Genomic DNA, 25657 nt, shown 5'->3' on the forward strand with positions numbered 1-25657 from the left:
GCCTCAAAGGCAGCATGGTACCGGCCTGGAAATTGAAGCGTGAACTCAAGCGCATCCCCCTGTCCATCCGCAATTACCTTCAGCATGTCATTGCACCCTGGCGGCGGCGGTATCACGATCTGCGGCGGGCCGAAAATGTACACGTCTTTCCCGGCGATGTCCCCGCCACCCGCGAATGCGCCGTTGTCCTGATCTATCAACCCGAGGCTTTGCTGGGCTCGCTGTTCCTGACGCTGGAGCATCTGAAAAGTCGGGGAATTTCCACGGTGCTCGTGGCCAACCACAGCTTTGATCCCGCAGACATCGACCGTCTCGAACCGTTGTGCATGACGATGATCGAACGGCCCAATCTGGGATATGATTTCGGAGGCTACCGGGAAGGTATTCTCTGGATTCTGAATAATGTCCCGTCGGTAAACAATCTTTTCGTAATGAACGATTCGATCTGGTTTCCGACCCTGCCCGATTGCACGCTGATTGAAGAGGCCCGCGCAGCACCCGAGGAAATCTTTGGTCTGTTCATGTACCAGAACCCGCTCAAGAAACACCGGACGCATATTCAATCCTATTTCTATCGGTTCTCGGGCGATCTGATCAATTCCGCCGACTTTCGCGGTTTCTGGGAAAAATTGCCGCTGTATCAGAACAAGCGCCTCGTGGTCCGCAGGTTCGAAATCGGCCTCAGCGAATACTTTGTCGCCCGCGGCGCGTCGATCAACGCGGCCTATCGCCCCGACAGCGTGATCGACGCGCTGTTGACGCTGCCGACCGCGGATTTCCGCACGGTCCTGCGGCTGCACCTGGAAAAACCGGGGCGCGACCACCACCGCCTGACATCCCTCCTGGAAGGTGACCTGGACGATCCGGCGTTTCGGGACCGCGCGCGCCGCGTGCTCAGGTCGCAATCCTTCATCACCCGGCTGGTCGATGACCATCCGGTTCTGTGCATCCAGACCATGCGCATGCCGATCCTCAAGAAGATCCGTGAGAAAGAGTTCATCCGCCAGCGCGCCATCCTGCGCGAAAGCCCCGAGATCCTGTCCGAACTCGATCCCGTCATTCAGCGCGAACTGATCTCCTGGGACAAGGGCTGAGGGCAGGCGCGGCCCGACCTACAGCCGCGACAGAACCTTCGCCGCCACCCGGCGATAGCGCAGCGTCTCCGGCCCACGGCCACGCAGCACGGCCGACAGGGTTGCCGGCTTCCACGGTTTTTTCGGCCCCGTGTAGTGGATGATACGTGCGCGGGTGTCGCGCTCTGCCTCGGGCAGCCAGTCCATCTGGCGCACCGCGCGGGCGTGATAGGCGTTGCGCCCCCAGATCGCGTTCCAGCCCAGCGGCAGGAAATGCGTGCGCCCGGCGAACAGCAGGTTCAGGTAATCCTGATCCGACAACGGGTATTCACTGGCCTGTGCCAGGTCCGTCATCGCCTCTGCCAGCCCCGGCTCGGCATTGATCGCATCGCAGTCCATCAGCAGCACGCCTGAATTGAAATACTCGACCACCGGGGCGTCCCCCATGACCGAGACGTGACCGCGCAACCGCGCGCTGTCCGTGCCCTGCTGACGCACCCTGTCCAGCACCAGGAAATCCCGCACGACGCCCATCAGCGCGCCGTCCAGCGGGCGCGTGAACAGCGGCGCGATATCCGCCGCGACCCGCACGTCGCAATCCAGGTAAACCACCCGCCCGCTCACCAGCCCCGGCAGGAACAACCGCGCCATCGCAACCAGAGAGATCGCCGCGTTGCGCTGCACCGCCCCGGCCAGCATCGCCTCGCTCAGCTCGTGCTGTACCAGCGCCGCGCCCTCCAGCTCGCACAGCCGCGCAAGGCGCGCCCGATCCGCCTCCGACAGATCCCGCCCCATGAAATGCACCGTGACCGGCACCGAACACTGGCGCGCCGCCGTTCCGATCACCACCAATGCCGCGTCCAGCATGTTGCGATCCGACGCCAGGGCAATCTGCACCGCCTCAGCCATGGGCCGCCCGTTTCAGCTGCGCCGACAGATCCTCCGGCAGGTCGTCATAGCGCCCGTGCACCAGGTATCGGTTCCACAGGTAGCCGATGAACTGCCGCCGCAAGCGCGGGTCGGGGCGCCAATCGCGCCGCGCCAGCGCCGCGTTCAGCGCGTCCGCATCCCCGGCGTGCAGCACCAGCCCCTCGATGTTGTAGCAGGCATCGCCCAGCGTGATCACCGGTTTGTCCAGCAACAGCGCCTCGATCCCGACCGTCGAATTCAGCGTCAGCACCGCCCGCGCCTGCGCGATCATCTCGGACGTCACGTTGCCATTGGCAAAGATGACGCGCGGATGATCCAGCCGCAGCCCGATGACGGACCGTTTAAAGCTGGGATGTTCCTTGATCACGAAGGTCTGGTCCGGGTTCGCCTCTGCCGCCGCGATCACCACGTCTAGAAACTGTTCCATGTCCCGCACCCAGGGCGAATGCAGCGTCACCTGCATGTCCGACGGCACTTGGAAGGGCACAAAGACGAAACCGGGCGTCAGATCGACCGGCGCGAAGGTTCCCTTCGAGGGGCGGTTGTTCACCGTCGCCGGCAGGCCCCCGGCGGCAAAATCCTCGTCCGTGTCCAGGTAGAACGACGGCGTGCGCGGCACCGAATTGCCGCCGTTCAGCCCCTTCGCATCGACTTGCAGCGTCGCGGGAAAGAACCCCGCCTCGACAAAGACGCGCGGATGGCCCGCCGTGACCTCTGCCAGCACGGATTCGGGATAGTTCGAGCCGTTATAGACGATGGCGATACGGTCCGGCTGCACCTCGGCAAACTCGGCCTTCAGCAGCGCCCGCAGCAGGTGCGCCTGCACCCGCTTGATGGCGCCGTACATGCCGCCGATCACGGGATTGCCGAAAACGCCCGGCAACCGGATACGCTTGCGCGCCAGATTGCCCTCGACCAACGGCGCGATATCTGCCCGCTCGGCGCGCAGCGCCTGCCACAGCGCGCGGCGGGCATGGGCCGCCCCCCGCAGCGCCGCCAGACGTCGGTAGACATCGAGGCTGCGGGTGGAAATCACCTCGACCTCGCCGGCAAGGGCCTCATCGAAATGGCGCACGACGCCGGTGTCGAGTTTTACGAACATCGTTCTCTCCGGTGGGCCATCGCTGGCCCACCTCCTTGTGGCTTGCGTCCGTATCCCGGACATCTGGCACCTAGAACGGCGGGGCGCGTCAGCCCTTGTCCTTGGCAAACCTCAGATAGGGCAGTTTCTTGTCGAGGGCACCGTATTTTTCGGTGGCCGCTGCATCATCCAGCGACAGCGCCACGATCACGTCCTGCCCGACCTGCCAGTTCGCAGGCGTGGCAACCGGCGCGCCATAGGTTTTTTGCAGCCCGTCGAGGGCGCGCAGCACCTCGGCAAAGTTGCGCCCCACCGACATCGGATAGGTCATGCTCAGCTGCAATTTCTTGTCCGGGCTGATGATGAAGACGCTGCGCACAGTGGCCGAATGCGCCGGGGTGCGGCCATCGGGCAGATAGGCATCGGCGGGCAGCATGTCGAAGGCCTTGCTGACCTCCAGCCCCTCGTCCGCGATGATCGGAAAGCCCGCGGGCGCCCCGGCAAAGCTCTCGATGTCGTCCTTCCACTTCGTATGCTGCGCGGCGCTGTCCACGGAAATGCCGATCACCTTGGTGCCGCGCTTTTCCCACTCGGGCGCCAATTGCGCCACGGCGCCGAATTCCGTCGTGCAGACCGGGGTGAAATCCTTCGGGTGCGAAAACAGGATCGCCCAGCTGTCACCGATCCAGTCGTGAAAGCTGATCGTCCCCTGGTCGGTTTCTGCCGTGAAATCGGGTACAACGTCATTGATACGCAAAGCCATGATATCCTCCGTCGGTTGATATGGTTAACGCATACTTAAGCCGCCCATCAGGGCTTTGCACCCCCCGTCCACCCGCGATGGTGGGGCGATAGGAGCGCCCTGTTGCCAACTGTCCGCCCCATCGCAGCCCGCGCACAACGCGGGCCCCACCTCGCCGTTGCCAGACCTGTCTCCGCCCGAAACTCTGGGCCTGACCCCGGGACCGTCCGGTCGCCGCCACTGTGCACGAACGCACGCCCCTCAGCGCCGCCGCGCAGCTTGCCCTTTACGGCCGGCGGTGCCAAAGTGACGCCAACAGTGCGAAAAGGCCGCCCGCATTGCGGAATTCGCGCACCCTCACGGTAGGAGCATGACCATGATCGAGAAACGCCAGTTCTACATCAACGGCACCTGGGTGGACCCGGTGCAACCCCATGACCACAAGGTCATCGATCCCTCGACCGAAGAACCCTGCGCGGTTATCTCGCTCGGTTCCGCCGCCGATGTCGACGCGGCCGTCGCCGCCGCCAGCGCCGCCTTCCCCGCCTGGATGCGCCGCGACCCTGCCGAACGCATCGCCCTGGTCGAAAAGTTTCTTGAGATCTACAAGGCGCGCCAAGGCGAAATGGCACAGGCCATCTCGACCGAAATGGGCGCGCCCATCGACATGGCGACCGCCTCGCAATGGGGCGCGGGCTACAGCCACACCAAGAACTTCCTGACAGCCGCGAAAACCTTTCAGTTCATCCGCCCGCTCGGCGATCACGCCCCCAACGACCGCATCGTCTACGAAGGCGTCGGCGTCTGCGCCCTGATCACGCCCTGGAACTGGCCGATGAACCAGATCACGCTCAAGGTCGTCGCGGCCCTGATCGCGGGCTGCACCATGGTGCTGAAACCCTCCGAGGAAAGCCCCCTCAACGCCCTGCTCTTTGCCGAGATGATGCACGAGGCCGGAATTCCCGCCGGCGTCTTCAACCTGGTCAACGGCGACGGCCCCGGCGTCGGCACGGCCCTTTCGGGTCACGAGGATGTCGCGATGGTCTCCTTCACCGGCTCGACCCGCGCCGGCATCGCCATTTCGCAGAACGCGGCGAAAACCCTGAAAAAGGTTCACCTCGAACTCGGGGGCAAGGGCGCGAACGTGATCTTTGCCGATGCCGACGACAAGGCGGTGAAACGGGGCGTGCTGCACATGATGAACAACTCCGGGCAAAGCTGCAACGCACCGTCGCGGATGCTGGTACAGCGCGAAGTCTACGACGCCGCAGTCGAAACCGCTGCCTCCGTCGCCAGTGCGATCACCGTTGGGTCCGCGCATGACACAGGGCGCCACATTGGACCGGTGGTCAACGAATCGCAGTTCAACAAGATCCAGGACCTGATCCAGAAAGGTATCGACGAAGGCGCCCGCCTGGTCGCCGGCGGCACCGGCCGCCCCGAAGGCTTCAACCGAGGCTACTTCGTGCGTCCCACGGTCTTTGCCGATGCCAACAACCAGATGACCATCGCCCGCGAGGAAATCTTTGGCCCGGTGCTGACCATGATCCCCTTCGACACCGAGGAAGAAGCGATCGAGATCGCCAACGATACCCCCTACGGATTGACCAACTACGTCCAGACACGGGACGCGAAACGTGCCAACCGCATGGCGCTCGCCCTGCGCTCTGGCATGGTCGAGATGAACGGCACTTCTCGCGGGGCTGGTTCGCCCTTTGGCGGCATGAAAGCATCGGGAAACGGTCGCGAAGGCGGCGTCTGGGGGCTCGAGGACTTCATGGAGGTCAAGGCCGTCTCAGGCTGGGATGCGGAAATGGCCTGAAAGCGCGCCCTATTCCTCGATCCCGACGTCACGAAAGCCGCAACCCTGGCAAGGTCCTGAACCCTGCATGACAGACAGCCCCGCAGGAGAACGGCGGAGCTGTTTTCGCCAGCCTTCGCCGCCCTGCCATCATGCGGGAGCCTCCGGCGGGGGTATTTCCGGCCAGATGATGAAGAGCGCGCCGCTCCCCTGTCATCTGGCTGAAAATACCCCCGGGGGAGGCACGCGGAACGCGGGGCGGGGGCAGCGCCCCCTCCTAGGCTTGCCGAAAGCGCCTGCGCTCTGCTAGATGCGCAAATGATTGCAAACACCGGGCCTGCCCTTGTCAGAGAATGACTTCATCCCCGTTACGGTGCTCAAGCGCGATGCCTTTTCCGAAACGATATCGGGGCATCTTGCGCGTTCGCCCGATCGTCGGCTGGCCTTGCGAAAGCTGGATGCCCTGCCGTTCTGGTCGCGTCCGATCGCGCGTTTTCTGGCCCGGCGTGAAGTGCGCGGACTGCGCGCGGTGCAAGGGATCGAAGGGTGCCCGGAACTGCTGCGATATGACCGCACCGGTATCCTGCGCGAATGGTCCGAGGGCACGCCCCTGCACCTGGCGCGCCCGGCCGATGCCGCCTTTTACCGCGATGCGAAGCGACTGCTGCGCGAGATGCGCAGGCGGGGCGTCACCCACAACGACATTGCCAAGCCGCAGAACTGGCTGTGCCGTCCCGATGGCGGGGCCGCGGTGATCGACTTTCAGCTTGCCTCGGTCCACCGCCTGCGCGGGCCGCTGTTTCGCACCATGGCGCGCGAGGATCTGCGGCATCTGCTCAAGCAGAAGCGCGCCTATGCGCCGGATCTGCTGACGCCGTGCGAGCAGACCATGCTGCGCCACAAGGCCATTCCGACCCGAATCTGGATGGCCACCGGAAAGCTGCTGTACAATTTCGTCACGCGCCGGCTTCTCGATTGGTCGGATGGCGAAGGCACGGAGGATCGGATCGAAAGCGACGGCGCCGAGATCACCCGCATTCTTGCCAACCACCCCCGGGTCAGCACCCATGTGCTGACCAACTTCGCGCTGCCTGGCAAGGGTGTCGGCCTGTATACCTTTGCCGAGACCGACCTGTCGCAGGAAGAGTTGCGCGCGCTGGTGCCAGAGACGCTGTCGGAGAAGGTGCAGGCGGTCGTCTGTCTGCCGCGCGGGCCCAGCGGCTCGATCCGCCTTGACGTGCTGTCGCTGGTCGCGGCCAACCGGCTGGACGAGCTGGAGGAGATGCGGCGCGCCGATGCCGCCCTGTCCGTCGAGCTGGAGCAGATCCTGCCGGGCCGCCAGAACCTGACGGACCGGATCCTGCGCAAGTAGAGGGGAGAGCGGAGACCATCAGTTTCCGCGACGATCCGTACGCTCAACGTCGCAGTCTCCGATGAAAGGCACCGTCAGACTGGCGCCATCGGTCACCCCGGCAGCGGCGCACGGAGCTTTCTCAGATCACGCTTTCACCCACTGTCGCGCATCTCCGCGTTTTCATTGGATCGACTGGCGGCAATTCCGCAGGCGTCCCTATCGCCGATCACAATCCTGCGCCTTCGCAGAGGCTGTTGATCGCCCACGAGGTCAGCCGTTCCGAAATCGCCTTTGCCGCACCAGACGGCAATGACTGGCGCGTTCTCGGCGGCGCGCGAACGGCCGGGGGTCGCGTCTTGCGGACATGCCTCTGTCTCGCTTGGGGCCGCACTGAGGCAGGTCTTCGGGGCCGGTCTTCGGGGCAGGAAGCGACGGCCGATCACGGGGCGCGGGTCGAGTGCGCCGCACCGCTCGGAAACCGCTTTGTTACCGCCCGAATACCGACGTGCGGATCAGGCGTTTTCAAGAGGTTAGCCTGCTCTCAGCCGGAAAGACCGACATTGCGCCCTCAGAACGGGGCCTTGGCGCGGAATTTGTGCCCTGCCCCGCCATCGGGATGCAGCAGCCGCAGCTCTTCCGAGTGCAGCATCAGGCGCGGATGGTCGCGGGCCGGGCCGGTCGCGTAGAACGGATCGCCCAGGATCGGGTGTCCCATCGCCAGCATATGGACGCGCAGCTGATGCGACCGGCCGGTATGTGGAAACAGGCGCACGCGCGTCTCTCCCTCGGGGCCAATGGCCCCGTAGCTCTTGACCTTCCAGTCGGTCACGGCGGCGCGGCCATTTTCATGGTCGATCTTCTGCAGGGGCCGGTTTTCCCAGTCGACGAGGATCGGCAGGTCGACCGTGCCGGTCTTTGGTTCAAGCTTGCCGTAAAGCCTTGCGTAGTAGGTCTTTTTGATGCGGCGGTGTTCGAATTGCAGGCCCAGGTGACGCTGTGCATGCGGGGTCATGGCAAAGACCATCACGCCGCTGGTGTCGCGATCCAGGCGGTGCACCAGAAGGGCATTGGGAAAGGCCGCCTGAATGCGGCTCAGCAGGCAATCGGAGAGGTGTTCGCCCTTGCCCGGCACCGACAGCAACCCCGCAGGCTTGTCCACGATCAGCAGTTCGTGGTCCTCGTGGATCACGCTGAGGGGGACGTCTGGGGGATTGTATTCGCTGGACATGGGCGGGTGATAAACGCATGCCCGCCTCGCGTAAATGCCTCAGGCGGATTTGGCAGGGCCCGCCTCTATGTCGTAGTAGTCCCCCTTGCTGGCGCAATATATATGCTCAGACGTGGTCAGACCGCTCCCGCCGTCGATGGTGCCCGACCCGATCGAGGTCGTGCCTTCGCCTTCCATCTGCCAGAAGATGGACGACCCGCAGGTGTTGCAGAATCCCCGCCGGGCGCGGGGAGAGCTCTGATACCACGTCAGCGTGTCGGCCCGGGTAATCTCAAGATCCGCCGTCGGGACCTGTGTTGCGGACCAGTAGTGACCAGACGTCTTGCGACACTGCGTGCAATGGCAGGCGATCGAATCGCGGGGCGTGGCCCGGGTCGTCCAGGCGATACCGCCGCACAGGCATGATCCCTTCAGCATTTCCAAGTTTTCCCTTTTTTTGCCGGGACTTGCTCACCCGGGTCTGAGCGTTTCGTTATCTGGTGGCCTGGCGCGGCCCCAACGGTCATCGGAGCGCCGCGGCAGCAGTCACGGGGCCGTCGTGAAAACCCGTGTCAGGATCTCCTCCAACCGCATGGCATCTTCCTCGGTAAAGGCATCGGGTTGGTCGCTGTCGATATCCAGCACGCCAATCACCGCCCCGGCCCCGTTGCGCACCGGGATAACCAGTTCGGATCGGGTGCTGCTGGCGCAGGCAATATGCCCGGGAAAGGCATCGACATCCGCCACCAGCTGGGTTTGCCCGCTGCGGGCAGCGGCCCCGCAAACACCTTTGTCGAAAGGGATTTTCAGGCACCCATGGCCCCCCTGGTACGGGCCGATCTTCAACAGCCCCGGCTCTGTCACCCGGTAGAACCCGGTCCAGTCGAAACGGTCGTCGCTGTGGTGCAGCTCACACGCCAAGGTCGCCATCAGCGCAACGTCATCCGTCTCGCCTTCGGTCAGCGACGCGATCCTGGCCGCAAGAGAGGTATAGTCAGGCATGTCGGTCCTTTTCCACGCGCGTGTCAGGGGCGTTCGATCGCGATGGCCGTACCTTCACCGCCGCCGATGCAGATCGCCGCAACTCCCCGTTTCAGATCATGGCGTTCCATTGCATGCAACAGGGTGACGATGATCCGCGCACCAGAGGCGCCGATCGGGTGGCCCAGGGCACATGCTCCGCCATGAATGTTGACCACGTCCCGGCCCACGCCCAGTTCGCGCATGAACGCCATCGGCACGACGGCAAAGGCTTCGTTCACCTCCCACAGATCAACATCCGCAACTGACCACCCCAGCCGTTTCAACAGCTTGCGCGCCGCGGGAACCGGTGCGGTGGGAAAATCCTTCGGCGCCTGTGCGTGGCTGGCATGGCCCATGATGCGTGCCCGCACCGGCAGGTCACGGGCGCGCGCCGCCGCGCGAGACGCCAGGACCAACGCCGCCGCGCCATCGGAGATTGACGAGGAATTGGCCGCCGTCACCGTACCATCCTTGCGAAAGGCGGGCCTGAGCAGCGGGATCTTTTCCGGCCGTGCATTGCCGGGTTGTTCGTCCTGAACGACCCTGTCCTCTCCCTTGCGCGACGGAACCACGACCGGCGCGATCTCGGCCTCGAACGCGCCGGCGCCTTGTGCGTCCAGCGCATTCGACAATGATTTCAAGGCGTAATCATCCTGTGCCTGGCGGGTGAACTGAAACGCGTCGGCACAGTCCTCGGCAAAGCTGCCCATCAGGCGGCCCCTGTCATAGGCATCCTCCAGCCCGTCCAGAAACATGTGATCGATCGTGCGGTCATGCCCCAGCCGGGCGCCGCCGCGCATCGCGGGCAACAGGTAGGGCGCATTCGTCATGCTCTCCATCCCGCCTGCGATCATGGTCGTCGCATGGCCCAGGGCGATCTGGTCGTGCGCCATCATCGCGGCTTTCATGCCGGAACCGCACATCTTGTTCAGCGTCGTGGCTGGCACCTCTTCGCCCAGACCGGCGGCGAACCCTGCCTGACGCGCCGGGGCCTGCCCCTGCCCTGCCGGCAGGACGCAGCCCATCAGCACCTCGTCAACGGTTGCGACGCTGGCGGTGCGCAGCGCCGCCGCAATCGCCGTGCCGCCCAGCTGCGCTGCTGGAACACCCGCGAAAACCCCCTGGAATCCCCCCATTGCCGTGCGGGCCGCGCCCACGATCACAACCTCCTGCATCGCATCCTCCTGCATGTGCTGACCCTGCATACCGAATGGTAAGGATTACCGTCTAGCCTCTGCGACGACCGTCACTCTGGTGACAGCAGATTTGGGGAACTGACGCAGTATGGATCTTTCTTCGCGAATTCAGGACGATGTCATGATCGTCACGGTCAATGCGCTGCGCATAGATGCCGCCGTCGCCATCCAGTTCAAGGATCACATGCGCGCGATCCTGGATCGTGCACAGGGGCGGGTCGTCCTGGACCTTGCCCAGGTTGAATTCGTGGATTCGTCCGGGCTGGGCGCAATCGTTGCCGCCATGAAGCAGATGCGCGACGGGACACGCCTCGAACTCGCGGCGCTGCAACCCAATGTCGAAAAGGTGTTTCGGTTGACGCGGATGGACACTGTCTTTCCCATTCACGTCGCTGCGGATGCGGCGGTGAACCCTCATGCATCGTGAGGCGCAGCGCATGACCTCAGATCAGCCCATCAGCCAGATGCAACGCGACATCCGCATCAGCTTTCCCAGCACGGCGCTGTCCGTGCGCCGGGCGCTCGAAACCGTGACCACCAGCCTGGCTGCGCTGTCCCTCGGCCCCGAAGAACTTGGCACGGTTGAGCTGGTCCTGGCCGAGGCGCTGAACAATGTCGTGGAACATGCCTATGGCGAGGGCGAGCGCGGCTGGATCAGCCTGGAATGCACGCAAAAACCCGACGGGCTGCACTTTACCATCCTTGACGAGGGCAAGCCGATGCCAAAGGGGATCGTGCCCATGGGCCTGCGCGCGCCCCTTCCATCTGAGCTTGAGGCGCTTCCCGAGGGGGGCTTCGGCTGGTTTCTCATCCAGGACCTGTCGCACGACGTGCAGTATTTCCGCACAGGTGACGTCAATACGCTCAGCTTTCGCGTCAATATCGGCGTCGTCGTGCGACCGAACTGACAGAAACGGCGCGAGTGGATGCCCATGTCTGAGCGCCCTGCGTTGCCCCTGGCCCGTATTGCAAAAATCGCTGGTGCGTCCTGCCATGCGCATTGACTGCAATTTAGTTCAGATCGGAAACGTTTGCCCTGAAATCGCCGCTGACCTCTCGCATTCGAACCACGTTCGCCCGCCATGCCTGATCCATAGCTAAAACGGCTATCTCGGCGCCGTGTGAACAGCCCCCGCCCGATACACGGCGCCGATGATGCCGCTGCTTCGGCACAAGGGTACCCTCAATGATTACTTGACCTCGTTTCCGCCTCCGCGCAGCCTCTGCCCGCTAAAGCAGGAGGCTATATGCGCGATTTTCAACTGCCGGGCCGTTCGCCCATCTGGGCCGAGAATGGTATCTGTGCAACTTCGCACCCGATTGCGGCGCAGGTTGCAATCGACATCCTCAAACGCGGCGGAAATGCGATGGACGCCGCGATTGCGGGCGCAGTCACGCTCGGCGTTTGCGAACCGGCCATGTGCGGGCTGGCAGGTGATTGTTTCGTGCTGGTCAAACCCGCCGGTTCCGATCAGGTGCTGGGCTTCAACGGATCTGGTGCCGCGCCCGCCGGCGCCGATGCACAAGGGCTGCGCGATCAGGGCCATAGCAGGATTCCGACCGACAACGCGCAGGCTGTGACGCTTCCCGGCGCGGTTCAGGCGTTCGACGCGATGTCGGCCAAGTGGGGCAAACTCGGGCTGGCCGACAGCCTCGCCCCGGCGATTCACTATTTCGAAACCGGCGTCCCGGTTCATGCGCGCGTCGCTTTCGACTGGGCGCAATCTTTTCCCACGCTCGACCACACGGCACGGGCCCATTTCCTGCCCGCGGGTGCACCGCCCAAGCCTGGCACCCGGTTCGCCCTGCCCGCGCAGGCCGAGGTGCTGCGCCGCATGGCCCGCGACGGCGCCCGCGCCTTTTACGAAGGCGAAGTGGCCGATGACATGCGCGCCGCCTTGCACGCCGCCGGCGGCACCCACACCGCTGAGGATTTCGCGACGGTCCAAGGCATGCAAACCGCGCCGATCAAAGGCGAATACAAGGGTGCAACCGTGTTCGAGCATCCGCCAAACGGACAGGGTGCAACGGCGATCCTGATCCTGAACATCCTGTCGCATTTCGATCTTGCCGGCCTCGACCCCTTCGGCGCCGACCGGGCGCACCTTGAGGCCGAGGCGGCCAAACTGGCCTATGACGCCCGTAACCGGCTGATCGCCGATCCGGCACACGCCGATGGCGCGCAGATGCTTGACCCTGCTTTCGCCGCCCAGCTCGCGGCACGTATCGACCCGGCGCGTGCCAATGACGTGACCACCGCGCCCGAAGGCCAGCCACATCGCGACACGGTATATATCACCGTCGTCGACAAGGACCGCATGGCAGTCTCGCTGATCTATTCGGTCTTCATGCCGTTCGGCTCCGGTATCGGCACATCGAAATTCGGCCTGCTGATGCACAATCGGGGCTGCGGCTTTACCCTGACAAAAGGGCACCCCAACGAACTCGCCCCCGGCAAGCGCCCCATGCACACAATCATCCCCGGAATGCTGGCCGAAGACGGCGTGCCGAACATGCCTTTTGGCGTGATGGGCGGCCAATATCAGGCCGCTGGCCATGCGCGCTTCGTTACAAATTTACGTGATTTCGGTCTGTCCGCGCAGGAAGCGATCGACGCGCCGCGCTCATTCCCCGACGTCGGCCAGCTTCAGGTCGAACGGGGTTACGACGAAACGGTGCGCGCCGACCTTGTCGAACGCGGCCATACCGTCGTTGTGCCGGACGGCCCGATCGGCGGAGCGCAAGCGATCCGCATTGATCCCAACGGCTTTCTGGAAGCCGGGTCCGACCCGCGCAAGGACGGCTGCGCCATCGGGTACTAGCCACCCATCTGAAACCGGAAAAAGGCCGCCTCGGGCGGCCTTTCCCATCTAGTTGAGTTGAAAGTGCAGAGGGTAGGAACCGTCTTGGAAGGGGCCAAATAGATCAGGAATATCAGGATGATCCACCGGCTCGCCCGATATATCCTCGATCAGGTTCTGTTCCGAAACGTAGGCGACGTAATAGCTCTGATCGTTCTCGGCCAACAGGTGATAAAAGGGTTGTTCGCGCACGGGGCGACTGTCTTCGGGAATGGCATCATACCATTCCTCGGTGTTGCTGAATTCCGGATCGACGTCAAAGATCACACCGCGAAACGGGTGCTTCTTGTGCCGGACGATCTGGCCCAGATGATATTTCGCTTTCGTTGTCAGCATCGTCTTGCAGCCCATGGCCCCCACTACTAACGTCAAACACCGCAGATTGTCCAACGCCCTAATATAATATTCAGGAACCCGAGTGTGAACCTCGTCCTTACAGTTCTCGAGATCGTCGCCCCTGTGTTCCTGCTGGCCAGCATCGGCTTTATCTGGGTCCGCATGGGGGTCGAATACAAGGTCGAATTCGTCACCCGTCTGGCGATGACGCTGTCCGTGCCGTGCCTGATCTTTACCGCCCTGATGCGCACCGAAATCGACCCCGCGGCCCTGACGACTCTGTCGCTGGCCGCCGCCGTTGTATACGCCGTTCTGACGGCCGTCACGGCGATTGCGCTGCTGGTCTTTCGTCTGGATATGCGGACCTATCTGGCGCCGCTGATCTATGGAAATACCGGCAACCTGGGCCTGCCGCTGGCCATGTTCGCCTTTGGCGAGGCAGGGCTGGGATATGCCGTGATCGTCTTTGCCGTCATGGCGCTGTGGAATTTCACCTTTGGCATCTGGGTGGTTTCCGGCGGTGGGTCCGTTGTGCGGGCGCTGCGCGAACCGCTGCTCTGGGGCACGATCCTTGGGGGGATTTTCCTGTGGCAAGGGTGGGAGACACCGAAATTTCTGACCAACACCCTGGACCTTGTGGGCCAGATCGCCATCCCGATCATGCTGATCACGCTGGGCGTCGCGGTGGCCCGTCTGACACCTGGCCGCATGATGCTGGCGGTAGGCCTCTCTGCCCTCAAGCTGATCCTGTGCATCGGCATCGCGTGGGGTGTCGGAACCCTGTTTCAGCTTGAGCCGGTGGCGCTGGCAGTGCTGATCCTGCAAATATCGACGCCGGTCGCCGTCACCTCTTATCTGCTGGCCGAGAAATACGGGGCCGATGCGCAGGCCGTTGCCGGCCTTGTCGTGGCCTCGACATTGATGTCCGTTGCCGCAATACCCCTGTTGCTGGCTATTCTGCTCTAGGATCACAGCTTTGTCGGTTTCGCCGTTACACGTCTTCGTGTAGGATATTTGAAAAAATCGAGCAGAAAAAAAACGAGAGACATATGGGCAGAAAGCTATTCGCGCTTCTGATCGTGCTGCTTGTCGCATCTTGCGGCAGTCGCGATTCAACGGCGCCGCGCAATCTGGATGATGCGTGTTCCATCCTTTCCGAACGTCCGCATTATCGCCGGGCCTTCAGAAAGGTCGAACGCCGCTGGGGCGTTCCGACCAACGTTCTGATGGCCGTGATGCACCAGGAAAGCAAATTCATCGGCAATGCGCGTACTCCGCACAAGTACATGTTGGGAATCATTCCCATGGGGCGGCAAAGCTCGGCCTATGGCTACAGCCAGGCACTTGATTCCACTTGGGACGATTACCGGGAACAGACCCGCAGTCGCCGCGCGCGCCGCACGGATATCGACGACGCCGCTGATTTCATGGGCTGGTACATGGCCGGATCGACCAAGCGGTTGGGCATCCCCCTGACCGACGCGCGCAACCAGTATCTTGCCTATCACGAAGGCAGAACCGGATACCTGCGCGGCAGCCACAACAACAAGTCCTGGTTGCTGTCAGTGGCGCAACGGGTCGCGGTACGCTCGGCCTTGTATGGCAAGCAACTGCCCTACTGCCGGTAACTTTACCAGATAACAAAAACCCTCGCCCCGCCCAAATCCCATGGGCGGGGCGAGGGTTTTCTTGTTCAGCGGCCGTTGCCGTCGTCGGTCACGCTGTCGTCCATGAACAGTGTCGTGGACAGGTTCATTCCGGTGCGCAATTCGCCCAGGGCGATGGTTGTCTGGCTGCCGGAATCGTCGTGCACCACCCATTGACGCAGCTCGACCGGGTTGTCGGTAAAGACCATCTCGATAAAGCCGTACTCGGGGTGCTCGGGATCCTGGGCGCGCACCACTGTTGACGGGCCCTGCTCGCGGTGATCGGTCACCATGTTGGCCCGCCCCAGATCCACGTTGGAATCCAGGATGATCGACAGCGGCGTACGGCTCAGCGGATAGGTTTCGGTACTTTCCGTCTTCGGGTCAAAGATCTTGACTGCACCGGCGCTGGCGATGACGCGGGTGGCCTCGGGCGGATCATATTCGAACCGCATCCGACCGGGTCGCTTGATATAGAGCGTCCCCGTTGAAACCGAATTGTCACCTGCGATCTGGGTGAACTTTGCCTCGGCAGTCGTCATGCCATTGAGGTACTTTGAAATCGCACTCAGCGAGATCGGGGCTGCCGTAGCAGGAAGCGCCATGGCGATGACCGTCGCGGTCACGGCGAAGGTCATGGTGGCGGCGGGCGCAACAAGGCGGGTCAATCTGTTCATGCGAGTGATGTAGTCTCCGGCAGCAATCCATTCCACCACCGAACGATCACAGAGCCGTCACAGTTCCACGCAAACCGGCGAGGCATCGCCGAACGTGACGTCGTGGATGGCGGGGTGGGGTGGCGGGCAAAGGCGCCCCACCCCGCCACATTCCTATTGCTCGGGCACCAGAACCTCGCGTTTGCCAACGTGGTTGGCAGACGACACGACGCCCTCGTCTTCCATCTGCTCGACCAGGCGCGCCGCCTTGTTGTAACCGATGGCCAGTTTACGCTGGATGTAGGAGGTGGAGCATTTGCGATCCTTGATCACGATGCCAACCGCCTGATCATACAGCGCATCTTCGCCGTTCGTATTGCCACCGGTGGACAGGCCCAGAACTGCGTCGATGTCATCCGCCTTGTCGTCCTCGGGGCCATCGACCACGCCACCGACATAGGACGGCGGGCCATATCCCTTGAGATGGTTGACGATTTCCTCGACTTCTTCGTCAGAAACGAACGGACCGTGGCACCGGGTGATCTTGGCACCGCCGGCCATGTACAGCATGTCGCCCATGCCCAGCAGCTGCTCGGCACCCATTTCGCCAAGGATGGTGCGGCTGTCGATTTTTGACGTCACCTGAAAGGAAATCCGAGTCGGAAAGTTGGCCTTGATCGTCCCGGTAATCACATCGACCGACGGGCGTTGCGTCGCCATGATGAGGTGAATGCCAGACGCACGCGCCATCTGCGCCAGGCGCTGGATGCAGGCTTCGATTTCCTTGCCCGCGACCATCATCAGGTCAGCCATCTCGTCGACGATAACGACGATATAAGGCATCTTCTCGGGCTTGATCTCCTCCGTCTCGAACACCGGGTCGCCGGTGCCGTCGTCAAAGCCGGTCTGCACCGTCCGGCTGAACATTTCACCCTTGTCGATGGCGTCCTGCACCCGGCCGTTGTAGCCGTCGATATTGCGCACCCCCATCTTGGACATCTTGCGATAGCGGTCCTCCATTTCCGCGACGGTCCATTTCAGGGCCACGACGGCCTTTTTAGGATCGGTCACGACGGGGGACAGCAGATGCGGAATACCGTCATAGACGGACAGTTCCAGCATCTTGGGGTCGATCATGATCAGGCGGCATTCCTCAGGCGTAAGCCGGTAGAGCAGCGACAGGATCATCGTGTTGATAGCGACGGATTTACCCGAACCGGTCGTCCCTGCGATCAGCAGGTGGGGCATCTTGGCCAGGTTGGCAATCATCGGCTCGCCGCCGATATCCTTGCCGAGCGCCAGCGGCAGTTTCATGTGGGTATCGCCGAAATCGCGCGCCGACAGGATCTCGCGCAGCACGACCTTTTCGCGCGTCTCGTTCGGCAGTTCGATCCCGATGACAGAACGCCCCGGCACGGTGGACACCCGCGCCGAAAGGGCCGACATCGAACGTGCGATGTCATCCGCCAGTCCGATCACCCGGCTGGCCTTGAGGCCCGGCGCAGGCTCAAGTTCGTACATGGTAACGACAGGACCCGGACGGACCGAGACGATCTCGCCCTTGACGCCGTAATCGTCCAGTACGTTTTCCAACATCCGCGCATTCTCTTCCAGCGCCTCGTCCGAAAGGTGCAGGCGTTGAATGTTCTCGGGGTTCGTCAGCAGGCTGAGCGGCGGCAGATCATATTGCACCGGCTCGGCTTCCTGAAACGCCAATCCGGGCTGGGCCTCTTCGCGGGCACGCGACGATGGCTGCACGGGCTTGCGGGGTGTGTGCTGCACCACCTTTTTCGGCTCGGCCACGGGAATGGATACGCGCGGCGCGGCGGGGGAGGGGGGGGTGCTTTCAGGGGCAAAGGCCTTGGTATGGGAATGGTCGTCGGCAATCCCTGGCTCCGGCGCACCATAATCCTCTCCGAAGGCCGAGGCTTCGTCATCCAGCCAGGCCTGATCGTCATCGTCATTGCGATAGGCGCCGCGCACCACGCGCGGGCTGGCCGCATTCCGCAGGTCATCCTCCGGCATGGGATCGCCATAGCCCGCGTCATCATTCCCGGCATGGGCATCGGCGGCGTGATGGTCGTAGGGCGCGTCGTATGCCGCGCCTGATGCGGCCTCGTAATCGACATCATAGTCGTCAAAGGGCTGCTCCGCGGCTTGGTCCAGGTCCACCTCGGACGCCGGGGCGTAGGCTGCAACCCTGTCGTAATCGTCATCTGGATAGGGGTAGGCGGCGTGGCGCGGATCGGCAGCGCCGACCGCGCGCGGTGCTGCCGCCGGCGACGGGGCAAACGGGCGTGCAGGCTGATGCGCCGAGCTGGAGGTCAGAGGAGGTTCCGTGCGCGACGATCCTGCACTGCCGCCGGCACCACCGACAACCAGCGGAGCGGGGCGGCGTGGGCGTACCGCCTGGGGCGCGGTCTGTGGCGCCGGGGGCGTGGACCGGATCACCGGAACCTGGCGGGCGCGCGACCTGACCACATCCGCGATCTTGGCCTTGATACGCTGATCTTCCGGCACGTTGGGATCATGACCATGCGGCATGTGCGCAACAGGATCGGCAACCACCAGTTCATCGGGTGGCATTTCAGCCGGATCGGAGCGGCGTTTCAAACCGCTGGACAAACGCCCCAGCAGACGGGGCCGGGGTTCTGGCTTCGGTTCCGGCACATGCTGATCATAGGCTTGCGCCAGGGCATAATCCCGTTCGTCGTCTTCGTCATAGAGCGGCATGTCAGGCGACGCCCAGGGGTCTTCCTGCCAATCTTGCTGCACGCTCGGGTCGTCGTAAAAGGCCCCCTGCGACCGCTCCGCGCGCACTGCACGGCGGCGTTCCAGGTGGTCACGACCGCGCCCCGCCGCATGGGTTGCCGCGCTTCCGGCGACACGCATGGTCCCGGCCGCCCCGCGCCCCAGCACCTTCAGCACCATCGCGTAGAAAAGCACGAGGCCGATCACCATCAGGCGGAACATGCGGCGCAGTTCGTACATGGTAAAGCCCAGCACCCACAGCCCCAGCACCGCAGAGCCGAGCCCAAGACCAACCGCCAGCAAGCGAATCGCGGTATCGATGGGCAACGGCAGCAGGCCCATCAGCGCGCCAAGCGCGGTATCCCCGAACAACCCGCCCAACCCAAAGGCGTGCGGCCAGTCGGCACCAGTGTTCAGCGTACCCGCATAGATCGCCACGGCGGCAACGAACACGGGCGCAAAGACCAAACGGCCCACCGGCCCTTCTTCTGCGAAATGCAGGCCAAAGCGCAGCCCCCAGACAATGCAAAGCGCGGCAATTGCCCAGCCCCCTGCGCCGATCACCATGATCATCGGGGCGGCAATCGACGCTCCGAACCGGCCCAGCCAGTTCTGCACCGGCGCGTCGCTGGCCGACATCCACGACGGATCGGCCGGGCTGTAGCTATACAGCAAGGCGGCGACCATCAGCCCGAAGATCAACAGCAGCAGCCCGATCAGCTCCTTGCCGCGCTTTTCCAGCGCCTCCTGAACGGAGCTGTCGAAAAGCGGGTCGCGTCCCTTGGTCTGAAATGCCATGTCGCCTCCTCGTTACTTGTACAGACAGTCGCGCAGGCTCTTCAGCCCGGCCACCATCGCATCTTTTGGGGCCACCATGGCGACCCGGATATATCCTGCGCCGGGGTTGTCGCCCGCCACATCTCGGCTGAGGTAGGCACCGGGCAACACCCGCACGCCTGTCTCTTGCCACAATTTCAGCGCCGCGACCTCTCCGTCAGGCACGGGCAGCCAGAGAAAGAACCCTGCCTCCGGCCCCTGATAGCCTGGCACGCCATTCAGAATGGCATCAGCGGCAGCGTATTTCTCGTTGTAGAGGCGACGGGACTCGATCACGTGATCCTCGTCCGCCCAGACCCGTTCGGACACCCGCTGCAATGGCAGGGGAATCGGCGCACCCGAATAGGCACGCAATTGCTTCAGACGCCGCAGGCTGCCCGGCCCACCCGCGACGAAGCCCGAACGCAATCCCGGCAAATTGGAACGTTTGGAGAGCGACTGGAAAATCAGGACCCGCTCAGGGTCGACACCCATGCCAGCGGCCACCTGCAAGGCACCGACCGGCGGCGTGTCGCGATAGACCTCTGAATAGCATTCATCAGAAAAGACCTGAAAATCATACTTTTCGGCCAGCGCCAGCAGATCACGCAGGTAGCTCTCAGAGGCGACAGCCCCCTGCGGGTTGGTGGGCGAACAGATATAGGCCGCCACCGTACGGTTCAGCACATCCTCGGGCAGGCCCGCGTAATCGGGCAGAAAGCCGGTTTCGCGCGTCGCGGGCACAAACACCGGTTCGGCGCCCACGGAAATCGCGGCGATCATGTAGACTTGGTAGAAGGGATTCGGGATCAGAGCGACCGGGCGCTTGCCACCCTTCTGTTCCGGGCACAGCGCCATACCGACGTTATAAAGCCCCTCGCGTGTGCCGTTCAGCGGCATGACCTGCGTGTCGGGATCGACCTGCACACCATAGCGGCGATCAATCCAGCCCGCGATGGCCGAGCGAAGCTCGGGGGTGCCCTCATTCGGGGGGTATTTTGCAAATTCATGCGCAGAGGCGGCCAGCACGTCGGGCACCCAGTCCGGAAACGGGTGCTTGGGCTCGCCGATGGTCATATGCATCACGTCTCCGCCAGGCTCGTGATGATCGAGCAAGGCGCGCAAACGCGGGAACGCATATTCCGGAAGGTTCGAAAACCGCTCTGGAAACATATGTAAACTGCCTCTGAATACGGGATCGTTTCGCCCCGTTTGACCGTAGACTAGCGCAGAAATGCCCAAGCCGTCCAGTAGCATGGCGGCGTCATGGCCCGAAAGACACAGCCATGTGGCCTCAGGACAATGCGGCCTCGGCCGCGACGGCGACGCGGGCCAGCGCCTCTTCCTGCATCGGCTTGCCCATCAGCATGATACCGCAGCTTTTGTGCCCCGTCGGCAGGGTGACGGCGGGCAGATCCATCATGTTGCCAACCCGCGTGTTGCGCAGCGCCAACAGGTTTTCGGTGACGTAATAATCGGCATCGGTCAGCATCCGCGCAACATCCGGCGGCAGGATCGGCGCGGTCGGGCAGATCACCGCATCGAATCCGCCCATCTGCACGTTCCATTCCGCCCGCGCGGCGTACAGTTTTTCCCAGGCAGCGATATAGGTGGGGGCCGAAACCTTGGCGCCCGCCCGGAAACGTTCAAGGATCTGCGGGAACATCACGTCCGGATTGGCCTCGATCACATCGCCCCAGAGGCCATAAGCCTCTGACGAATAAAGGAACGCCGACAGAGGCGCGGCACGTTCCAACGCGGCAGAGCGCACTGGCACAAGTTCAGCCCCGGCATCGACCAGGCGCGCTCGCGCACTCTCGAACGCGGCCAGTGGTTCGGGCCGCATATCCTGCATGACTTCGGTTTCCAGCACCGCGATACGTAGCCCCCGCAGATGCGCGCCGCGCAAATCGGCGGCAGGCCTGCCCTCAAGCGCCGACAGCAGCAGCGTGGCATCCAGCACCGAGCGGCAGAGCGGGCCGATTGTGTCGAAGCGCTTGCACAGGGGCTGCACGCCATCGAGGCTGATCCGCCCGGAGGTTGTCTTGAAGCCGACGATGTCGTTCCAGGCGGCCGGAATCCGCACTGATCCGCCGGTGTCCGACCCGATTGCCGCAGCCGCCAGCCCAAAGGCCACGGATGTCGCCGCGCCCGATGACGACCCCCCCGGCGCCAGGGCGGGGTCATTCACATTCGGCGGTGTCGCCGTGACCGGGTTGATGCCAATGCCGGAAAACGCCAGTTCCGACATGTGCGTCTTGCCCAGACAGACCAGGCCCGCCTGCGTCGCATTGGCCAGGACCCGCGCGTCAGCCTGCGGGATGTGCCCTTTCAGCAAGGCAGAACCTGCCTCGGTCGCCACGCCCGCCGAATCGAACAGGTCCTTCCAGCTGACCGGCACGCCGTCCAGCGCGTGGCGTCGCGTGCCGTTTTGCGCGCGTTTCGCCGCCGCGGCAGCTTCGGCCAGGGCGCGGTCATGCGTCACCCGGGCATAGATCCGGTCGCGGTAGTCATGGCCGTCGATGGCATCCAGGTAAACCCGCGTCAGCCCCACCGGATCGATCGCGCCTTGCCCGATGGCTGCCCCCAGATCCGATGCCCGCCAGTTAAGCCAATCCCGATCGCCCATGTTCTGCATCCGCCTGTTGCGCCGGGACCTGGCCCGCGCCTGTTTCCATTTGACGCGACGCTAGCGCCCGAAAGGCGCATGGACAATCCCGCCCGCCCGCTCATATTGAGGGGCATGGAACATGATAGCGATCTTCTCATCGTTGGTGGCGGGCTGAATGGCCCGGCGCTTGCCCTGGCCGCCGCCCGCGCGGGGCTGAGCGCGACCGTGATTGATGCCCTGCCCCTAAGTGACCGCAGTCAAAGCGATTTTGATGGCCGTTCCTATTCCCTCGCGCTCGCCTCGGTGCGCCTGTTGCGCGCGCTTGGCGTCTGGGATGCGGTCGCGGACCATGCGCAGCCCATGCTCGACATCAAGGTCTCGGATGGGCACGCGGGGCAAGGCGGTGCGCCATTTTTCCTGCACTTCGATCATGCCGAGATCGAGGAAGGCCCGATGGGGCACATGGTCGAGGATCGCCACCTGCGCCGCGCTCTGCTGGACGCCGTGGCCGACACTCCACTGATCACCCAAATCAGCGGAGAGGCCGTCACCGCCCAAGAGATCACGGCGCAATTCGCCCAGGTCACACTTGCATCTGGGCGCGCGCTGAAAGGCCGCGTCCTGATCGGCAGCGATGGACGCAACAGCGGCACCGCCGCACGCGCCCACATCCAGCGGCGCGGCTGGGGCTATGGGCAGACGGCGCTGGTCTGCGCGATTGCACATGACAAGCTCCACCACGGTGTCGCGCACCAGTTCTTCATGCCCGCCGGTCCGCTGGCAATCCTGCCGCTCAAGGGCAACCTGTCTTCGATCGTCTGGAGCGAGACGAGCGCCAATGCAGCGACCATCCAGGCCTTGACCGATGACGAATACCTTGAGGCCCTGCGACCTCGGTTCGGGGATTTTCTCGGCGGGATTTCCCTTGCCGGGAAACGCTTTACCTATCCGCTCGGGCTTTCCGTCTGCGCACGTTTCTCGGGGCTGCGGCTGGCGCTTGTAGGCGATGCCGCACACGGAATGCACCCCATCGCGGGTCAGGGTCTGAATGCCGGACTGCGCGATGTCGCGGCTTTGGCGCAGGTGCTGAGCGAGGCGCAGATGCGCGGCGAAGACATCGGTGCGCTGGACGTGCTGGACCGCTATCAGGAATGGCGACGCTTTGATACCGCGACGCTCGCCATGGCGACAGACCTGACGAACCGGCTGTTTTCCAACGATAATCCGCTGCTGCGGCTAGGCCGTGACCTCGGCCTTGGCGCGGTCGGTGCATTGCCGAAGCTGCGCCGCGGCTTCATCCGCGAGGCCGCCGGGCTGACCGGCGACCTGCCTGAGCTGATGCGCTGATCAGTCGGCGGCCTGTAGATCGCGGGCTTCATCCACCAGCATGATGGGGATGCCATTGCGGATCGGAAAGGCCAGGTGCGCGCTGTCCGAAATCAGCTCCTGCGCCTCGGCGTCATAGCGCAGCGTGGCATGGGTCTGCGGGCAGACCAGCGCCTCCAGCATCCGGCGGTCAAACAGCGGGCCTTGGGCTTCGACGGGGTCCGTCATTGGATCATCTCCTGTCCGTCGCCGCCGCGCAGAGCATATTCCAGCAGGGTCACCAGCGTTTCGCGACGGGTTTGCAATGAAGGCGCCTCAAGCAGCGCCTGTTTTTCTTCGGGTTCGAAATTCAGCAGCATGGACAAGGAGTTGATCAGAAGCTCGTCATCGGCATCCTTGAGCGTATCCCAGTCCGTGGACAGGCCCTGATCCTCGAAATACCGCGACAGCAGGTCCATGAAGGTGCGACGCGCAAAACCCGGGTCCTGCTCGCTCTCGGCCATGTCGACGTCAAAGCCCTGCCAGTCGATGCGAAAACGCCGATAGGGGGTGAACCCGGTCACGTCCTCGCCCACGCGAAACCGCGAGATGCCGGTCAAGGTGATCATGTAGCGCCCGTCCTCGGTTTCCGAAAACTGGGTCAGGCGACCGGCGCAGCCGATCTGCTGCAACCCGGTGCCGGGGCGGCCGGGCACTTCGTTAGGTTGCACCATCCCGATCAGGCGATGCGGCGTCTTGAGGCAATCCTCGAACATGGCCAGATAGCGCGGTTCGAACAGGTGCAACGGCAACCTTGCCCGCGGCAGCAACAGGGCGCCGGGCAAGGGAAATACCGGAATGACATCGGGCAGGTCGGCGGGCTTCATCATGGCAGGGACTCTAGGCCACAAGCCGCGCCGGGAAAGCCCCGATCAAGCGAAAATCAACGAGCTGAGCTTGCGACGACCGTTCAGGGCAATCGGATCCTGCGGCTTCAGCGCCTCGAAAATCGTGAAAAGCTGAGCCTTTGCAGCACCTTCGTTCCATTCACGGTCGCGGCGGAACAGCTCCAGCAGCTGATCGACGGCCTCCTGCACCTGCCCTGCGGCATGCAGCGCGAGCGCGAGGTCAAAGCGCGCCTGGTGATCGCTCGGGTCTGCCTCGACGCGGGCGGTGAGCTCGGTCAGGGGTCCGGCGTTGGCGGCCTGCCTGGCCAGCTCGATCTGGGCGTGGGCGGCTTCGAGTTCGGGTGCCGTCGAGATCTGGGCGGGGGCACCATTCAGGATCGCTTCGGCCTGCTCGACATCCCCGAGAGCGAGGTGCGCACGCACGAGACCAGAGTAGGCGGCGACGTTTTCAGCGTCTTCCTGAAGGATCGCCTCGAAGGTCTGGGCGGCATCGGCGGCGGCGCCTTCGGCCAGCATTTCTTCTGCGGCTTCAATGGCTTCGGCCAATCCGTCATCTTCGCCGGGGGCCATCGCGGCAAGCTTTTCAACAAAGGCCTTCACCTCGGAGCCGGGCACGGCCCCCTGAAAGCCATCGACGGGCTGCCCCTGAAAGAAGGCATAGACCGTCGGGATCGACTGGACACGCATCTGGCCCGCGATCCCCTGGTTTTCATCGACGTTGATCTTGGCCATCAGGACCTTGCCGCCCTGGGCGTTCACGGCCTCTTCCAACTGCGGGCCAAGGGTCTTGCAGGGGCCACACCAGGGGGCCCAAAAGTCAACGATGACAGGCACTTGCTGCGAGGCCTCGACGACCTCCTGCATGAAGTTGGCCTCGTTGACGTCTTTGACATACTTGCCCGCGGGGGCGGGGGTCTTGGTGCCGGTTCCAAGCTCGATCATGGCGGAACTCCCTTCAGATGCTTGGCCTCTATATGCACCTTGGGGCGCGGTTTTCCAAGATGCCAGAAGGGCGCGGAATGCGGTTCGGTTAACCAATCGTGGCGCGCCCGCGGTGCCGGCCCTGTGCAGGCTGGCAAGCGCTTGGGTTAACGGCAAAATCCAGCGTCGGTGTCAAAACGGTATCCGAGCGGTATCACGTCGGTATTTGTGCGGTAACCGGGAAGAGGTTAACGGAGCGGGCGGTGGGGGTTTGTTAACGAGATGCCCGTCGCCGGGCAGACCTGCGCGGCGGCGCCCCTGCCCCGCCAGCCTGCCGGGCAATTGCAGAGGTGTCGCGCCGCGATGCGGATCGACATGGCGGAACAGACGGCCCCGGCGGCGTGGCGCCCTTCGCAAGGCAGGATGACCGGGCAAGGAC

The 25657-nt window shown here is 63.6% G+C and carries 24 protein-coding genes; 9 read left to right on the plus strand and 15 right to left on the minus strand.

Annotation, left to right across the window (positions count from 1 at the left end):
• Positions 1-32 precede the first annotated feature (32 nt).
• The gene (locus DL237_RS12440) at positions 33-1094 is read left to right on the plus strand and encodes a rhamnan synthesis F family protein (RefSeq protein ID WP_158585633.1); all 1062 of its coding nucleotides are present in this window, start codon (positions 33-35) and stop codon (positions 1092-1094) included.
• Positions 1095-1112: 18 nt separating this feature from the next.
• Here the strand turns inward: DL237_RS12440 and DL237_RS12445 are convergent, their stop codons facing one another.
• From DL237_RS12445 to DL237_RS12455, 3 genes are all read right to left on the minus strand, one after another.
• The gene (locus DL237_RS12445; RefSeq protein ID WP_119399392.1) at positions 1113-1982 is read right to left on the minus strand and encodes a glycosyltransferase family 8 protein; all 870 of its coding nucleotides are present in this window, start codon (positions 1980-1982) and stop codon (positions 1113-1115) included.
• Positions 1975-3105 (minus strand): capsular polysaccharide export protein, LipB/KpsS family, encoded by a 1131-nt coding sequence (locus tag DL237_RS12450; RefSeq protein ID WP_119399393.1) that lies wholly within the window; start codon positions 3103-3105, stop codon positions 1975-1977. Before DL237_RS12450 ends, DL237_RS12445 begins: the two co-directional genes overlap by 8 nt.
• 88 nt (positions 3106-3193) lie before the next feature.
• The gene (locus tag DL237_RS12455) at positions 3194-3847 is read right to left on the minus strand and encodes a peroxiredoxin (protein WP_119399394.1); all 654 of its coding nucleotides are present in this window, start codon (positions 3845-3847) and stop codon (positions 3194-3196) included.
• Positions 3848-4202: 355 nt separating this feature from the next.
• On the opposite strand from DL237_RS12455, the gene DL237_RS12460 reads away from it, so the two are divergent.
• Together DL237_RS12460 and DL237_RS12465 are read left to right on the plus strand one after the other, a co-directional pair.
• A complete protein-coding gene (locus DL237_RS12460; protein ID WP_119399395.1) occupies positions 4203-5648 on the plus strand; it encodes an aldehyde dehydrogenase family protein in 1446 nt (481 codons plus the stop codon).
• 322 nt (positions 5649-5970) lie between these two features.
• Positions 5971-6999 (plus strand): serine/threonine protein kinase, encoded by a 1029-nt coding sequence (locus DL237_RS12465; RefSeq protein WP_119399396.1) that lies wholly within the window; start codon positions 5971-5973, stop codon positions 6997-6999.
• Positions 7000-7549: 550 nt separating this feature from the next.
• Here the strand turns inward: DL237_RS12465 and DL237_RS12470 are convergent.
• The 4 genes from DL237_RS12470 to DL237_RS12485 form a co-directional block, all read right to left on the minus strand.
• Positions 7550-8209: a pseudouridine synthase gene (locus tag DL237_RS12470; RefSeq protein WP_119399397.1), complete on the minus strand. Its 660-nt coding sequence runs from the start codon at positions 8207-8209 to the stop codon at positions 7550-7552.
• Between the two features lie 39 nt (positions 8210-8248).
• Positions 8249-8626, minus strand: coding sequence for a GFA family protein (locus tag DL237_RS12475; protein WP_119399398.1), 378 nt, complete (start codon positions 8624-8626; stop codon positions 8249-8251).
• A gap of 108 nt (positions 8627-8734) precedes the next feature.
• Positions 8735-9190, minus strand: coding sequence for a GAF domain-containing protein (locus tag DL237_RS12480; RefSeq protein ID WP_119399399.1), 456 nt, complete (start codon positions 9188-9190; stop codon positions 8735-8737).
• 23 nt (positions 9191-9213) lie between these two features.
• Positions 9214-10386, minus strand: coding sequence for a thiolase family protein (locus tag DL237_RS12485; RefSeq protein WP_119399503.1), 1173 nt, complete (start codon positions 10384-10386; stop codon positions 9214-9216).
• Positions 10387-10495: 109 nt separating this feature from the next.
• Between DL237_RS12485 and DL237_RS12490 the strand changes: the two genes are divergently transcribed.
• From DL237_RS12490 to DL237_RS12500, 3 genes are all read left to right on the plus strand, one after another.
• A complete protein-coding gene (locus DL237_RS12490) occupies positions 10496-10834 on the plus strand; it encodes an STAS domain-containing protein (protein ID WP_119399400.1) in 339 nt (112 codons plus the stop codon).
• Between the two features lie 10 nt (positions 10835-10844).
• Complete coding sequence (locus DL237_RS12495; RefSeq protein ID WP_158585634.1) at positions 10845-11315, plus strand: ATP-binding protein; 471 nt, start codon at positions 10845-10847, stop codon at positions 11313-11315.
• Between the two features lie 339 nt (positions 11316-11654).
• A complete protein-coding gene (locus DL237_RS12500) occupies positions 11655-13229 on the plus strand; it encodes a gamma-glutamyltransferase family protein (protein ID WP_119399402.1) in 1575 nt (524 codons plus the stop codon).
• A 48-nt stretch (positions 13230-13277) separates the two neighbouring features.
• Here DL237_RS12500 and hspQ read toward each other — a convergent pair whose 3' ends face one another.
• Positions 13278-13604, minus strand: a complete 327-nt coding sequence (hspQ, locus tag DL237_RS12505; RefSeq protein ID WP_119399403.1) for a heat shock protein HspQ — start codon at positions 13602-13604, stop codon at positions 13278-13280.
• Positions 13605-13688: 84 nt separating this feature from the next.
• Here hspQ and DL237_RS12510 point away from each other — a divergent pair, with 84 nt between their 5' ends.
• Together DL237_RS12510 and DL237_RS12515 are read left to right on the plus strand one after the other, a co-directional pair.
• The gene (locus DL237_RS12510; protein ID WP_119399404.1) at positions 13689-14570 is read left to right on the plus strand and encodes an AEC family transporter; all 882 of its coding nucleotides are present in this window, start codon (positions 13689-13691) and stop codon (positions 14568-14570) included.
• Positions 14571-14653: 83 nt separating this feature from the next.
• The gene (locus tag DL237_RS12515; protein ID WP_119399405.1) at positions 14654-15232 is read left to right on the plus strand and encodes a transglycosylase SLT domain-containing protein; all 579 of its coding nucleotides are present in this window, start codon (positions 14654-14656) and stop codon (positions 15230-15232) included.
• 65 nt (positions 15233-15297) lie between these two features.
• On the opposite strand, the gene DL237_RS12520 is transcribed toward DL237_RS12515, so the two are convergent.
• The 4 genes from DL237_RS12520 to DL237_RS12535 form a co-directional block, all read right to left on the minus strand.
• The gene (locus DL237_RS12520; RefSeq protein WP_119399406.1) at positions 15298-15927 is read right to left on the minus strand and encodes a LolA family protein; all 630 of its coding nucleotides are present in this window, start codon (positions 15925-15927) and stop codon (positions 15298-15300) included.
• Between the two features lie 153 nt (positions 15928-16080).
• On the minus strand, positions 16081-19455 hold the full coding sequence (locus tag DL237_RS12525) for a DNA translocase FtsK (protein ID WP_119399407.1): 3375 nt from the start codon (positions 19453-19455) through the stop codon (positions 16081-16083).
• A gap of 12 nt (positions 19456-19467) precedes the next feature.
• Positions 19468-20646 carry an aminotransferase class I/II-fold pyridoxal phosphate-dependent enzyme gene (locus tag DL237_RS12530; RefSeq protein ID WP_119399408.1) on the minus strand — a complete coding sequence of 393 codons (1179 nt, stop codon included), beginning with the start codon at positions 20644-20646 and terminating at the stop codon, positions 19468-19470.
• A 121-nt stretch (positions 20647-20767) separates the two neighbouring features.
• On the minus strand, positions 20768-22102 hold the full coding sequence (locus tag DL237_RS12535) for an amidase (protein ID WP_119399504.1): 1335 nt from the start codon (positions 22100-22102) through the stop codon (positions 20768-20770).
• A gap of 78 nt (positions 22103-22180) precedes the next feature.
• Between DL237_RS12535 and DL237_RS12540 the strand changes: the two genes are divergently transcribed.
• A complete protein-coding gene (locus tag DL237_RS12540; protein ID WP_119399409.1) occupies positions 22181-23431 on the plus strand; it encodes a UbiH/UbiF/VisC/COQ6 family ubiquinone biosynthesis hydroxylase in 1251 nt (416 codons plus the stop codon).
• Here DL237_RS12540 and DL237_RS12545 read toward each other — a convergent pair whose 3' ends face one another.
• From DL237_RS12545 to trxA, 3 genes are read right to left on the minus strand one after another with little or no spacing between them, the layout of a single operon-like run.
• On the minus strand, positions 23432-23638 hold the full coding sequence (locus DL237_RS12545) for a Trm112 family protein (RefSeq protein ID WP_119399410.1): 207 nt from the start codon (positions 23636-23638) through the stop codon (positions 23432-23434).
• Positions 23635-24279, minus strand: coding sequence for an LON peptidase substrate-binding domain-containing protein (locus DL237_RS12550; protein ID WP_119399411.1), 645 nt, complete (start codon positions 24277-24279; stop codon positions 23635-23637). The genes DL237_RS12545 and DL237_RS12550 overlap by 4 nt, the downstream gene beginning before the upstream one ends.
• A gap of 42 nt (positions 24280-24321) precedes the next feature.
• Positions 24322-25239, minus strand: a complete 918-nt coding sequence (gene trxA, locus DL237_RS12555) for a thioredoxin (protein ID WP_119399412.1) — start codon at positions 25237-25239, stop codon at positions 24322-24324.
• Between the last annotated feature and the right edge of the window lie 418 nt (positions 25240-25657).

Source organism: Pseudooceanicola sediminis (assembly GCF_003575965.1).
Classification (GTDB): domain Bacteria; phylum Pseudomonadota; class Alphaproteobacteria; order Rhodobacterales; family Rhodobacteraceae; genus Pseudooceanicola; species Pseudooceanicola sediminis.

Bases quoted from the DNA above. Each gene is read 5' to 3' on its own strand.
- DL237_RS12445 (WP_119399392.1), bottom strand. From the start codon at position 1,982: ATGGCTGAGGCGGTGCAGATTGCCCTGGCGTCGGATCGCAACATGCTG.
- DL237_RS12450 (WP_119399393.1), bottom strand. From the start codon at position 3,105: ATGTTCGTAAAACTCGACACCGGCGTCGTGCGCCATTTCGATGAGGCC.
- DL237_RS12455 (WP_119399394.1), bottom strand. From the start codon at position 3,847: ATGGCTTTGCGTATCAATGACGTTGTACCCGATTTCACGGCAGAAACC.
- DL237_RS12460 (WP_119399395.1), top strand. From the start codon at position 4,203: ATGATCGAGAAACGCCAGTTCTACATCAACGGCACCTGGGTGGACCCG.
- DL237_RS12470 (WP_119399397.1), bottom strand. From the start codon at position 8,209: ATGTCCAGCGAATACAATCCCCCAGACGTCCCCCTCAGCGTGATCCAC.
- DL237_RS12475 (WP_119399398.1), bottom strand. From the start codon at position 8,626: ATGCTGAAGGGATCATGCCTGTGCGGCGGTATCGCCTGGACGACCCGG.
- DL237_RS12480 (WP_119399399.1), bottom strand. From the start codon at position 9,190: ATGCCTGACTATACCTCTCTTGCGGCCAGGATCGCGTCGCTGACCGAA.
- DL237_RS12485 (WP_119399503.1), bottom strand. From the start codon at position 10,386: ATGCAGGAGGTTGTGATCGTGGGCGCGGCCCGCACGGCAATGGGGGGA.
- DL237_RS12490 (WP_119399400.1), top strand. From the start codon at position 10,496: ATGGATCTTTCTTCGCGAATTCAGGACGATGTCATGATCGTCACGGTC.
- DL237_RS12495 (WP_158585634.1), top strand. From the start codon at position 10,845: ATGACCTCAGATCAGCCCATCAGCCAGATGCAACGCGACATCCGCATC.
- DL237_RS12500 (WP_119399402.1), top strand. From the start codon at position 11,655: ATGCGCGATTTTCAACTGCCGGGCCGTTCGCCCATCTGGGCCGAGAAT.
- hspQ (WP_119399403.1), bottom strand. From the start codon at position 13,604: ATGCTGACAACGAAAGCGAAATATCATCTGGGCCAGATCGTCCGGCAC.
- DL237_RS12515 (WP_119399405.1), top strand. From the start codon at position 14,654: ATGGGCAGAAAGCTATTCGCGCTTCTGATCGTGCTGCTTGTCGCATCT.
- DL237_RS12520 (WP_119399406.1), bottom strand. From the start codon at position 15,927: ATGAACAGATTGACCCGCCTTGTTGCGCCCGCCGCCACCATGACCTTC.
- DL237_RS12525 (WP_119399407.1), bottom strand. From the start codon at position 19,455: ATGGCATTTCAGACCAAGGGACGCGACCCGCTTTTCGACAGCTCCGTT.
- DL237_RS12530 (WP_119399408.1), bottom strand. From the start codon at position 20,646: ATGTTTCCAGAGCGGTTTTCGAACCTTCCGGAATATGCGTTCCCGCGT.
- DL237_RS12535 (WP_119399504.1), bottom strand. From the start codon at position 22,102: ATGGGCGATCGGGATTGGCTTAACTGGCGGGCATCGGATCTGGGGGCA.
- DL237_RS12540 (WP_119399409.1), top strand. From the start codon at position 22,181: ATGGACAATCCCGCCCGCCCGCTCATATTGAGGGGCATGGAACATGAT.
- DL237_RS12545 (WP_119399410.1), bottom strand. From the start codon at position 23,638: ATGACGGACCCCGTCGAAGCCCAAGGCCCGCTGTTTGACCGCCGGATG.
- DL237_RS12550 (WP_119399411.1), bottom strand. From the start codon at position 24,279: ATGATGAAGCCCGCCGACCTGCCCGATGTCATTCCGGTATTTCCCTTG.
- trxA (WP_119399412.1), bottom strand. From the start codon at position 25,239: ATGATCGAGCTTGGAACCGGCACCAAGACCCCCGCCCCCGCGGGCAAG.